The organism is Streptomyces erythrochromogenes, from assembly GCF_040684695.1.
GTDB classification, from domain to species: Bacteria; Actinomycetota; Actinomycetes; order Streptomycetales; family Streptomycetaceae; genus Streptomyces; species Streptomyces erythrochromogenes_C.
This window is the reverse complement of sequence record NZ_JBFBGM010000007.1, coordinates 19,170-31,035: the sequence shown is the minus strand read 5'-3', so window position 1 is coordinate 31,035 and position 11,866 is coordinate 19,170. Positions and strand designations below refer to the sequence as shown.

Genomic DNA, 11,866 nt, shown 5'->3' with positions numbered 1-11,866 from the left:
TTCGCGCTGATCTTCACCTGCCTACCGTCGTGAGCACGGGGGCGTTGCGGGGGAGCGGTGCGGGGAGTGGTGAGGCCATGGCGGAACTCGTGAAGATCTGCGATCCGGCCGGGCGGGAGCGCGGCAGCGGGTTCGTCGCGGACGACCGCGGGACGGTCGTCACCGGTCACGAGGCCGTCGACGGCCTGTCCCGGCTCGTGCTGCACGCCGGCGGGCGGACCCGGCCGGTGGCGGCGGCCGACGTGACCGAACTGCCCGGGCTGGCCCTGGCCCTCATCCGCACGGACGGACTCGGGGTGCGGCCGCTTCCGGTGGCGCAGCGCGGGGCGATCGATCCGGGGACCTACGTACGGCTGCCCGCGCGGGGCTGGCGGCAGGCGCGGGTGCTCGGGGACGCCCGGGTGGCGTACCGGGCGGCCGGCGGGCTGTACGCGCTGCCCGCGGGGGCCGCGGTGGAGCTGGCCATCGGCACCGACGGCCGCGACGCGCTCGCGCAGGGCGGGGAGGTGTGCGGCGGGCCCGTCCTCGACGCCGCCACCGGAGCGGTCCTCGCCGTACTGGGCACCGCTCTGTGCGCCGAGCACCGCTCCGGCGGCTTCGCGGTGGCCCTGCGGGCGGCGGCCGACTCCGATCCGCACGGCCCCCTCGCCGAGCTGCTGGCACGCAACGCGGAGACCGTGCCGGGCCGCGGCGCCGACCTGAACCTCGCCGGGGTGCTGGACCTGACGGCGGCCACCGTGGGCGCCGCCCTCCTCCCGGACCGGCGGGTGGAACGACCCGGTGTCGCGGCCGAGCTGGAGGCCTTCACGTCGGGGGACCGGCCGGTGCTCGGCCTGGTCGGCAGCCCGGGCACCGGCCGCACCACGGAACTGGCGGCCCTGGCCGCCGCCCGGGCCCGCGGCGCCCGCCCCGAGCCGACGCTCTGGCTGCGCGGAGCGGACCTGCACGCCGACGACACCTCGCTGGCGGACGCGGCGACCCGAGCCCTGACGGCGGCCGCCCGCCTCCTCGACGGGCCCGCGGCCGGCCCCGATCCCGGGCGCACCCCGGAGGCCGACCCGCGCACGGATCCCGGCGGGGACGGGTGGGTGCCTGGGCGATCCCCGCAGGGCGCTGAACGCACCGCCGCCCCGCCTTCCGGCCCCGAGGGCCGTTCGGCGGCCGAGGCGACGCCCCGGAGCGCGCCCGGCCCCGCCGGAACCCCGCCCGGCCGACCGGCCCCCGCCGGGGCCACGCCGTCCGACCGGCCCGGCGGGCCGGCGCCGCGCCCCGGCGGGTACTCGCCCGAGAACGGTGGCCGACCGCAGCCCCGCTCCTCCGGGACGGTGCCGGGCGGGTGGGGCGGCGGGCCGGTGGCCGTCCCCGGAGGGGCCAGGCCGGAAGGGCGCACCTTCGGACCGGAGTCCAGCCCTGGCGGGTCGACGCCGGCCGAGGGGCACGGCCGGCCGGAGCCCGGTCCGCGCGGAGCCGCGCCGGCCGATGGGCACGCCCGGGCCCGGTCCGCCACGAGCGCGTCAGGTCAGCCGGGGTGCGGCTCCAGCGGGACCGTGGCGGACGGGTGGGGCGGCGAGGCGGTGCCCGCCTTCGGCGGAACAACCCACGGAGGGCAGCCGGACCGCTCGGGTCCGGGCCCTCGTGAGCCCGCACCCGAAGGGGCCGGGCGACCGGACCCCGGCTCCGGCTCCCGCACGACCGTGTCGGTCGAGGGGCGCAGCCACGTGGTGCCGGGGCCTCGGGCGGCGCCGCCCGGGGAGCGGCGCGGCCGACCCGGCCCCGGTGGGGAGAGCGCTGCCCCGGCGGGAGCCGCTGCGCACCTCGCCCGCGTCGCCGCCCGCGCCGGACGCCCCCTGCTCCTCGTCCTGGACGCCCCCGAAGAGATGCCGCCGGAGCTCGCCCACCGGCTCGGAGCATGGACCGAGGCCACCACCGCCTGGCTGCGCGGCACCGGGGCCCGGCTGGTCGTCGCCGCCCGCCCCGAGTACTGGGAGCGGGCCGGAGCCCTGCACCCGCCGGGGGCGCTGCACGTCCCGGCCCGCGCGGCCCGCCGGCTGCCGCCCGCGCTCGAGGTCGGGGACCTCACCGCCGCCGAGGCGGAGACCGCCCGGGCCCGCCTCGGCATCCCCGCCGACGCCGTCCGCGAGTCCGACGCCCGCCACCCGCTCACGCTGCACCTGCTCGCCGGGATCCACGCCGCCGGGGTCACCGCCGGCCGCCCCGGCCGCGACGAGGTCTTCGCCGCCCACCTCGACCTGCTGTGCCTGCGCGCCGCGGTCCGGATCACCGCCGCAGGCGCATCGGTACACGGCCCCGGCGTCCGGCGGCTCGCCGCCCGCGTCGCCGGTCGCGTGCACGAGGCCGCCCGGCGCTGCCTGGGCCCCGGACAGGGACGGCTGGACCGGGCATCCTTCGAGGAGCTGTTCCCGTGGCGCACCGGCTGGGCCTCCGCCGTCCTCACCGAGGGACTGCTGGTGCGCGCCGGGTCCGGCTACCGCTTCGCCCACGAGGAACTGTCCGACTGGCTCCAGGCCGGCCACCTCGACGTGCCCACGGCCCTCGGCCTCCTCGTCCACGGCCCGGCCCGGCCCGGGCCGCCCGTGCCCCGGCAGCGGATCGGGCCCGTGCTCGAAGCCGTGCGCAGACTGGCACCGGACCGGCTCGGCGCGGAACTCACCCGGCTGGTCCACGCGCTGAACGGTTTCGCCGAAGCCGAAGCCGAAGCCGAAGCCGAAGCCGAAGCCGAAGCCGAAGCCGAAGCCGAAGCCCCGGCCGACGCCGACGCCGACGCCTACGCCGACCGTGCCTGGTGGGCCGCCCGGCTGCTGCGCGAGACCCTGCTGGGCCTCCCCGACGCGCACCCCCACCTCGCCGTCCTGCACGCCCTCGCCGAGCACGTGGCCCGGGCCGGCCCCGGCGCGTTCGGCGGCGGGTTCTGGAACCGGCTCCGGCTGGCCGAGCCCGACCGCCTCGACCTGCTGCGCCGCCTGCTGCCCGCCGACCCCGCCGAGGCGGTCCCCGGCGACCGCTACCTCGACGCCGTCGCCCGCCGCCTGACCCGGGACCCCCGGCGGACCCAGCCGCTGCTCTGCGCCTGGTTCACCGACGGCCGCCGCCTGCGCGGCCGTCCCGGGGCCACCGTCGCCACCGCCGCGCAGGCCCTGCTGCACACCCACCGCCGCCTCGCCCCGGACGACCTCACCGAGGCGCTGGTCACCGCCGCGCACCCGCGCGCCGACGAGCTGCTCGCCGTACTCGCCGAGGAGGAGCCCTCCGTCCTGTGCCGGGCCGTGGACCGCTGGGCCCGTGACGAACGCCCCTCGCGCAGGGTCGCGGCCGCCGCCTACGCCCTCGCCACCGCCCCGCACGTCCGCACCCCCGCCGACCGGGAGCTGCTGCGCCGTGCCGCGCAGGCGCTGCTCGCCCGCCCCGCCGACGCCACCCTGCACGGCAGTGCCCTGGCCGTCCTGCTGCGCGACCCGCAGGAGCGCGCCCGTCACCTGCCCGCGGCCCTCGCGTCCTTCCGAGACCCCGAGCCCGGCTCCCGGCTGCCCGCCGAGGCGCTGGTCGCGGCCCTGCCCGTACTGCCGGACCAGGACGCGGTGTTCGCCGCCCTGCGGGACCGTGCCGACGCAGAGGTGCTGCGCGCCCTGGCCGCGCTGAACCCGCCGGGACTGGCCCGGCGCGCGGCCGACCTCGTACGGGAGCACCTCGCGCACAGCCCCGGGGACGCACCGCACGCCGCGGCCTTCGTGGACCGGCGGCTGGAGCAGGGGCCCGCCGCCGGTCCCGCGCTGCGCCGGCTCGTGCTGGACCTGCTGCGGACCGCGCCGGCCGGGGTGCGGGCCGAGCTCGCCGCCGTACTGGGCGCGCCGGGCGGGGAGCCCTCGCACGCGCTGCGCGGCGAGCTGGCCGGCGTACTGCTGCGCGAGGAGAGGGACCCGCGGGTGCTGGACGCGTTCCTCGGAGCGGTCGCGGCGGGGGCCGCGGCGCGTCCGGAGGACCGTACGCGGGAGCTGCTGCGCCGGACCGGGCGGCAGCTGCTGCGGGCCCCCGGCGGGCCGGCGGTCTTCGAGCGGCGGACGGTGGAGCTGGCCCGCGCCCAGCCGGCCTTCGGGCTGCTCGTGGCCCGCTGGCAGGCGCAGGCGGTCACGGAGGCCGCGGCCCTGCTCGGCCCCGGCGCCCGGCAGACGGTGGAGACCCTCGGCAGGGCCGCCGCGGATGTGACGTGAGGATGCGCGACGGCGGCCCGCCGGGGCCCGCCCGGCCCGGATGCCGATGCGTGGCACCGGGCCCCGGCATGGCAGTCTTAGACCTGCAATCGGCAATCAGTTCAAGGACCAACCGGGTTCGGGCGAGGAGCGGTCACAGTGCAGCGGTGGCGTGGCTTGGAGGACATCCCCCAGGACTGGGGACGCAGCGTCGTCACCATCGGCTCCTACGACGGCGTGCACCGGGGACATCAGCTGATCATCGGACGGGCCGTCGCCACGGCGCGCGAGCTCGGCGTCCCGTCCGTCGTCGTCACCTTCGACCCGCACCCGAGCGAGGTCGTCCGCCCCGGCAGCCACCCGCCGATCCTGGCCCCCTACGACCGGCGCGCCGAGCTGATGGCCGGACTGGGCGTGGACGCGCTGCTGATCCTGCCGTTCACCGCCGAGTTCTCTCAGCTGTCCCCGGCCGACTTCATCGTCAAGGTCCTCGTCGACAAGCTGCACGCCCTCGCCGTCATCGAGGGCCCGAACTTCCGCTTCGGCCACCGGGCCGCCGGGAACGTCGACTTCCTGCGCGAGCTGGGATCGACGTACGACTACCGGGTCGAGGTCGTGGACCTCGTGGAGCGCGGCGAGGCGGGCGGCGGGGTGCCGTTCTCCTCGACGCTGGCGCGCCGGCTGGTCGCCGACGGCGACATGGACGGTGCGGCCGAGGTCCTGGGGCGCCCGCACCGGGTCGAGGGCGTGGTGGTGCGCGGAGCGCAGCGCGGGCGCGAACTCGGCTACCCGACGGCGAACGTGGAGACGCAGCCGCACACCGCGATCCCGGCCGACGGGGTCTACGCGGGCTGGCTGACGGCGGACGGCGAGCGGATGCCCGCGGCGATCTCGGTCGGGACGAACGTGCAGTTCGACGCGACCGAGCGGACGGTGGAGGCGTACGCCATCGACCGGGTCGGGCTGGACCTGTACGGCAAGCACGTGGCCGTCGACTTCCTCGCGTACGTGCGCGGGATGGCGAAGTTCGAGTCGCTCGACGGGCTGCTGGAGGCGATCGCCGACGACGTGAAGCGGGCGCGCGTGCTGACCGACGCGTACGACCTGAAGCGCTGACGCGGCAACGGGCGAGGGCCCGTACCGTCCCGGAAACCGATGCGGTCCGGGGTGGTACGGGCCCTCGCCCGTGGTGCGTGCGGCGCTGCCGTCAGCCCAGGCGCGGGTCGCGGGGCGGCTGCTGCGGCTGGGGCGGGGCGGCCGGGGGCTGCTGCCAGGGCTGGCCCGGCTGCGGCTGCTGGGGGTAGGGCTGTCCGTAGGGTCCCGGCTGCTGCGGAGGCTGCTGGTACGGGGGCTGGCCCTGGGGCTGACCGTACGGCTGGGGCGGCTGCGGCGGCTGGTGGTGCTGCGGCTGCGGGGGCTGCTGGGGGTGGGGCTGGTGGGGCTGCTGCGGTGCTCCCCAGTGGTTCTGGGGGGCCTGCTGCTGGGCCCGGAGGAAGTCCTCGGCCACAAGGGCGGAGAGGTTGAAGTACGCCTCGCGGGTCTTGGGCCGCATCATGTCGAGGTCCACCTCGGCGCCCGCCGCGAGGTGTTCGTCGAAGGGCACCACGACGACACCGCGGCAGCGGGTCTCGAAGTGCTGCACGATGTCCTCGATCTTGATCATCTTGGCGGTCTCGCGGACCCCCGAGATGACGGTGAGGGAGCGGGACACCAGGTCCGCGTACCCGTGGGCGGAGAGCCAGTCGAGCGTGGTGCTGGCACTGCTGGCGCCGTCCACGGACGGGGTCGAGATGATGATCAGCTGATCGGCCAGGTCCAGGACGCCGCGCATGGCGGAGTAGAGGAGACCGGTGCCCGAGTCGGTGAGGATGATCGGGTACTGGCGGCCCAGCGTCTCGATGACGCGGCGGTAGTCCTCGTCGTTGAAGGTCGTGGAGACCGCCGGGTCCACGTCGTTGGCGATGATCTCCAGACCGGAGGGCGCCTGCGAGGTGAAGCGGCGGATGTCCATGTACGAGTTCAGGTACGGGATCGCCTGGACCAGGTCGCGGATCGTCGCGCCCGTCTCGCGTCGGACACGGCGGCCGAGCGTGCCGGCGTCGGGGTTCGCGTCGATGGCCAGGATCTTGTCCTGGCGCTCGGTGGCGAGGGTGGCGCCGAGAGCGGTGGTGGTCGTGGTCTTGCCGACGCCGCCCTTGAGGCTGATGACGGCGATGCGGTAGCAGGACATCACCGGGGTGCGGATCAGCTCCAGCTTGCGCCGGCGCTCCGCTTCGGCCGCCTTGCCGCCGAAGCGGAACAGGCCGCCGCCCGCTCCGTTGTTGTTGCTCTTGGGCTTCTGCTTGTTGCGCAGCAGCCGGTCCGAGGACAGCTCGACGGCGGCGGTGTAGCCGAGCGGCGCGCCTCCACCGGTGGGGCCGGCCGCGTACCGCGGGTCGTGCGGCTGGGGCTGGGTTTGGGGCTGAGGCTGCGGCGGCTGCTGACCGGGGCCGACGGGCCACTGCTGTCCGCCGGTGCGGGGATCGTACTGCGGCTGCGGCTGCGGCTGCGGCTGCGGCTGCGGGGGCTGGGGCTGCTGCGGTACGGGCGCGGGCGCCGGCGGCGGGAAGCCGTAGGAGCCGCCGCCCTGGTTGGCGAACGCGGGCGGCAGCGGCGGCAGTTCGCCGGGAGGCGCGCCGAACGGGCTCTCCCCCTCGGCCGGGTCGACGGCGGGCGCCGGAGCGGGGTACGGCGGGACCTCGTCCACGGGGGCCGGCGGCGCCGGGGCCGCGAACGGCGCGGGCACGGCATCGGCCGGCTGCGGGGCGGCCTCCTCGGCGGGAGCCGCGAACGGCGGGAGCGGAGGGAGCGGCACCGGGGCCTCGGGCACCGCGGGCGCCGCATCGACCGGAGCCGGAGCCGGCGGTTCGGGGGCCGCGATCGGGGCCGGGATCCCGGCCACCGCGGGGGCGGGCTCGACCGGGGAAGCGCCCGCGACCGGGGTCGGAGCCGTGTAGGGAAGTTCGGGCGCCGGGACGGGCGCCGCCGGGGCGGGCTCGACCGGGGCGGGCGACGGTACGGCCGCCGCGTACGGCAGGTCGGGGGCCGTGATCGGTGCCGGGGCGGCGTACGGGTCGGGAGCCTGCAGCGGAGCGGGGCCCTCGGGCGCCGCGGGAGCGGGCTCGGCGGGGACCGCGACCGGGCTCGGGCCCGCGTACGGGTCGGGAGCCTGCACCGGCAGCACCGGCAGCACCGGCAGCACCGGAGTTTCGGGAGCCGCCGGGGCGGGCTCGGTCTGTGCCGCGACCGGGGCCGGGGCCGCGTACGGCAGCTCGGGCGCAACGATCGGCTCGGGAGCGGAGTACGGCAGGTCGGGCGCCGTGATCGGCTCCGGAGCCGACGCGTACGGAGGCTCGGCGGCCGCCGGGGCCGGAGCGGGCGCCGACAGGGGCGTGCCCGCACCGTCGGACGGGGTCCGCGGCACCGGCGGAGCGATCCGCATCGTCGAGGGCGATTCCAGGTCGGACGGGCGGTGCGGCTCGAAGCCGCTCCCCTCGGGGAGCCCCGGGACCTGGGCGGCCGCGGCCGGCGGCGCACTCTGCGTGTACCAGGCCGGCGGTGTGTAGTCGATGGTGAACTCGCCCGTCATCTCGGGCTCCGCGTCGGACTGATCGTCCGTCGGGACGTCCCACGTCCCGCCGCGCCTCTCGTTCCGATCGCCGCTCACTGGTCCTCCTGGTATGTCGAACACTGCTCCGGCGCCCACCCACGCCGCGCCGGCGTCCAGCCTAATCGGGGCACGTCGCCCCTGTCCGCCGCGTCCCGTTCCACGGGGAGGGCGGGCGGCCCGCCCGGGGCGCGCCCCGTCAGTCGATGCGGCGCGCCGGGCCCAGCAGGCCGGTCTCCGCCTCGGTCCCCTGCGTCATCACGAACTGCCGGTCCCGGGGGGTGCACCACAGGGTCACCCCGTCGCCCAGGGTCGGCAGGGACGCCACGGCCCGGCGCGGCAGCCGCATCAGGCCGCCGATCTGCTCCGCCTCGTCCGGGGACACCCGCTGCACGCCCACCAGCGACGCCTGCTGGAGCAGCCGCGGCGCCGTCGGGCTCAGGTACGGCAGCAGGGTCAGCACCGACTGCCACGGCCCCGCCACCACACGGCCGCGCGGCGGCCGCATCCCGCAGTCGCGGACCACCAGCACCGGGCTGCCCGCGGACGCCCCCTGCGGCGGGATCCGCCCCACCTCGTGCAGGGTCACGCACTGCTGCCCGCCTCCGGCGGCCTGCGCCAGCCCGGACCACACCTGGCCGCGCCCGGTCTCCACCGCCACGCGGGCACCCGTGGCCGCCGCGCGCAGCGCCAGCACCTGCGCCGTCCACAGGCCGCCGATCAGCGTCACCTCGTACGGCGTCGGCCGGTTGATGCCGAGCACCGCCGACCGTCCCTCGGCGTCCACGCCGATGACGACCCCGTCGTCCCCGACGGGCACCGCCAGCGCGTCCAGGTCCGCCGCGGGCACCACGTGGCGCTCCCGCCGCGGGCCGACCAGTCCGAAACCGCCCCTCATCGCGCGCCTCCCAGCGGCAGCGAAGCCAGCAGCCCCGGCACCTGTTCGCGGTCGAGCCGGACCAGCCCGGTCTTCACGCCCCGCGCCGTCCTTTCCAACTCCCGCCGGGCCGCGATCAGTTCCTCGTCGCTGCGCCCTGTCACCCGTACGTGTCCGGTCAGGTTCACGCCCTGTCGTTCCGCCGGGGCCATCGTCAGGCTGAAGTTCGTGGCGAGCGCGGGCAGGGAGGTCAGCAGCGCCACGAACTGCGGCAGCGCCGCCGCCCCGCCGCCGCCCAGCTGGGGCCAGCGGCCTATCCAGTACGTCGTGTGGCGGCGGTCGTCGCAGCGCCAGGTCCGCGAGGTCTCCTCGGTGCGCCGCCCGGTGCTCGCCGACCGGCCGGCCTGGGTGATCGCCATCGGGTTCGCGCACGAGGACGTGGCCAGCGCCGCCGTCAGCTCCTGCTCGGTGAGCACGGTGGCCCTGAACCCGGACCCGGCCAGCCGGCTCGCCAGCTGGTCCGCGGCCCGCACCACGCACCGCTGCGCACCCGCGAGGCCGCCGCCGCGGGCGGTGACCGCCTCGGGGCACAGTTCCGGGTCGAGCTTGAGCGCGATCCAGGTCAGCCGCACCGCGGGCGTGCCCGTACGGGCCTGCAGCGGGGCGTAGTTGAGGGTGGCCATCGACCGGGCGGGCAGGTGCGGGGCCGGCGCGGGCTGCGTGTGCTGGACCAGCTGCGCGGACTCCAGCCGGATGCCGTCCACTTCGAGGACGTCCCGGACGATGCCGAGCGGCAGCGGCCGCGCCGCCCGGTCGGGCCGCAGCGCGGTGGCGTCCGTGTCCACCTGGACCACCGCGGTCAGGAAGGTCCCGTCGCCGACCATCCCGACCGGACGCCGGTCGCGGTCGCTGAACGTCAGGGTGCGCAGGGCGGGATCGGCCTCGACCAGCGGCGCCAGCCCCGGCTCCGTGCCCGCGGGCACGGTGAAGGCGGCGGCCCTGCGGCGGCGGGCGCGCAGTGCGAGCGCGCCGCCGATCCACTCCGGCAGGGAGCGCTGGTGGCGGCGGACGACCGCGAGCACCACCAGCACCAGCGCGAGCGCCCCGGCGGGGACCAGGAGCAGCGGCTCGACCACCCACGCCACGAGCAGTCCGGCCACCGCCACCTGGAGCAGCACGAGTTGTTGCAGTCGGAACGGGCCGAAGCGGCCGGGGCTCGACCTGGGGTGCGGCGTCACCCCGCCGCGTACGGGTGCGGGCGCGCCGGTCTGCGGCTCCGTCGCCGTGGCCATCACTCGCGCACTTCCCCTCTCACGGGCCGGACCTGCTGTGTTCCGGCGCTGCGCGACACCCGTCGCGGGGCCCCGGAACCTCCCCAATCCACCCCAACAAGCCCTGATTGCACCGGTGTGGAAGGCCCTGAGCGGCTGCCTCACCCTACCCGGCCCCTGCATACCGTCCGTCAAGAGGCATAGTAGGTGCCCGGTCCGACTATCGAGGCCCGGGGACCGTACCCACCGGCCGGGCCGTGCGGGGAGAAGCAGACGGTCATGGCATCACGACGTGATGAGCTCAACGCGTACACCTTTGCGAAGCGGCGGACGGTGGCCGCGTTCCTCCAGCCCTCCGCGACGGGTACCGAGGAGGGGGCGCCCCGCCCCCTGCGCGCGGTCCTGCCGGGGGTGATCGTCGGAGCCCTCGTGCTCGCCGGGTTCGGTGCCTGGGGCATGTTCAAGCCGACCGCCCCCAAAGGCTGGGACGAGCCCGGAACGCGGGTCATCGTCGGCAAGGACTCCACGACCCGCTACGTCGTCCTGACGACGAAGGTCGGCGGCAAGAACCAGACCCGCCTGCACCCGGTCCTCAACCTCGCCTCCGCCCGACTCCTGCTGGACCCGCAGAAGTTCAAGGTGGTGCAGGTCGAGGACAAGGTCCTGGACGCGGGCAAGCCGCCGCGCGGCCCCATCATCGGCATCCCGTACGCCCCCGACCGGCTCCCCTCCAAGTCCGAGGCCGGCAAGGCCAAGCGCTGGGCCGTCTGCCAGCAGCCCGGCGGCAACGGCCGCGGCGTGCAGACCGCCACCTTCGTCCTCGCGGACCGGGAGGCGTCCGTGACGGACGACGCCCGCAGGCTCACCGACACCCAGGCGCTGTACGTGGAGAGCACCGGTCCGGGCAAGGAGCGGTACCTGGTCGACGCGACCGGCACGAAGTACAAGTTCCCCGAGGGCACCCCGGCCGCCGGAACGATGACCAACGCCCTGGTCGGCACCGGAGCCACCCCGCAGCAGGTCGGCCCGGAATGGCTCGGCACCCTCAACTCCGGCGACGACCTGACCTTCCCGCCCCTCCCCGGCAAGGCCGGCGCCGCCGCCGACGTCAAGGGCCTGACCACCGCCGACAACAAGGTCGGCATGGTGCTCAAGGCCCAGACCGGCTCCGGCGCCCAGCACTACGTGGTCCTCCCCGGCAAGGTCGCACCGGTCTCCGACTTCGTCGCCTGGCTGCTGATCTCGGCCCCGGCGACCGACGGCCTCAACATGCACGGCAAGGCCCGCGAGGTCGACCTCCAGTCCCTGGAGCCGGACCCCGCCCCGTTCGCCGGCGAGGTCAAGTGGCCGCAGAAGAAGACCGAGCGGATCAACCGGACGACGCCGGACGCCGGCACCCAGGCCGGCGGCGCCAACAACCGCGACACCGTCTGCAACGTCCTGCGCTCGGTCGACGGCCAGGGCAACCAGACGCTGAGCACCTGGGCCGGCACCGGCTACCCCGTCGACATCACCGCCAGCGGCACGAGCGCGTACGTCACACCCGGTTCGGGCCTGCTCTACACCCAGGTGCAGGGCAAGCAGACCACGGCCGGGGGCTCGCTCTTCCTGGTCACCGACACCGGCCTGCGGTACGCCGTCCAGGCCAACGGCGACAGCGACTCCGCGCAGTCCGGGATCGGCGCACCCGACCCGTCCAAGGCGGGCGGGGACGGCCGCCCCGAGGCCAGCCAGGCGCAGGTCAGGCTCGGCTACGGCGGCGTCAGCCCGGCCATGGTGCCCATCGCGTGGTCGGAGTTCCTCTCCAAGGGCCCCCGGCTGGACACCAACTCGGCCCGTCAGCCGCAGGGTTCGTGAGGAGGCCGCC

The 11,866-nt window shown here is 76.8% G+C and carries 6 protein-coding genes; 3 read left to right on the top strand and 3 right to left on the bottom strand.

Going from position 1 to position 11,866, the window contains the following annotated elements; genetic code table 11:
• The first annotated feature begins 77 nt into the window (after positions 1–77).
• Positions 78–4,226 (top strand): hypothetical protein, encoded by a 4,149-nt coding sequence (locus AB0O53_RS13455; RefSeq protein ID WP_365195261.1) that lies wholly within the window; start codon positions 78–80, stop codon positions 4,224–4,226.
• A gap of 138 nt (positions 4,227–4,364) precedes the next feature.
• Entirely contained in the window at positions 4,365–5,321 is a 957-nt protein-coding gene (locus AB0O53_RS13450; RefSeq protein ID WP_365195258.1) for a bifunctional riboflavin kinase/FAD synthetase, read from the top strand.
• 91 nt (positions 5,322–5,412) lie between these two features.
• Here AB0O53_RS13450 and AB0O53_RS13445 read toward each other — a convergent pair whose 3' ends face one another.
• From AB0O53_RS13445 to eccE, 3 genes are all read right to left on the bottom strand, one after another.
• Positions 5,413–7,911 carry an SCO5717 family growth-regulating ATPase gene (locus AB0O53_RS13445; RefSeq protein WP_365195256.1) on the bottom strand — a complete coding sequence of 833 codons (2,499 nt, stop codon included), beginning with the start codon at positions 7,909–7,911 and terminating at the stop codon, positions 5,413–5,415.
• Between the two features lie 139 nt (positions 7,912–8,050).
• Positions 8,051–8,749, bottom strand: coding sequence for a hypothetical protein (locus AB0O53_RS13440; RefSeq protein ID WP_350987658.1), 699 nt, complete (start codon positions 8,747–8,749; stop codon positions 8,051–8,053).
• The gene (gene eccE, locus AB0O53_RS13435) at positions 8,746–10,020 is read right to left on the bottom strand and encodes a type VII secretion protein EccE (RefSeq protein WP_365195254.1); all 1,275 of its coding nucleotides are present in this window, start codon (positions 10,018–10,020) and stop codon (positions 8,746–8,748) included. Before eccE ends, AB0O53_RS13440 begins: the two co-directional genes overlap by 4 nt.
• 258 nt (positions 10,021–10,278) lie before the next feature.
• Here eccE and eccB point away from each other — a divergent pair, with 258 nt between their 5' ends.
• Positions 10,279–11,856, top strand: a complete 1,578-nt coding sequence (eccB, locus tag AB0O53_RS13430) for a type VII secretion protein EccB (RefSeq protein WP_365195252.1) — start codon at positions 10,279–10,281, stop codon at positions 11,854–11,856.
• Positions 11,857–11,866: the final 10 nt, after the last annotated feature.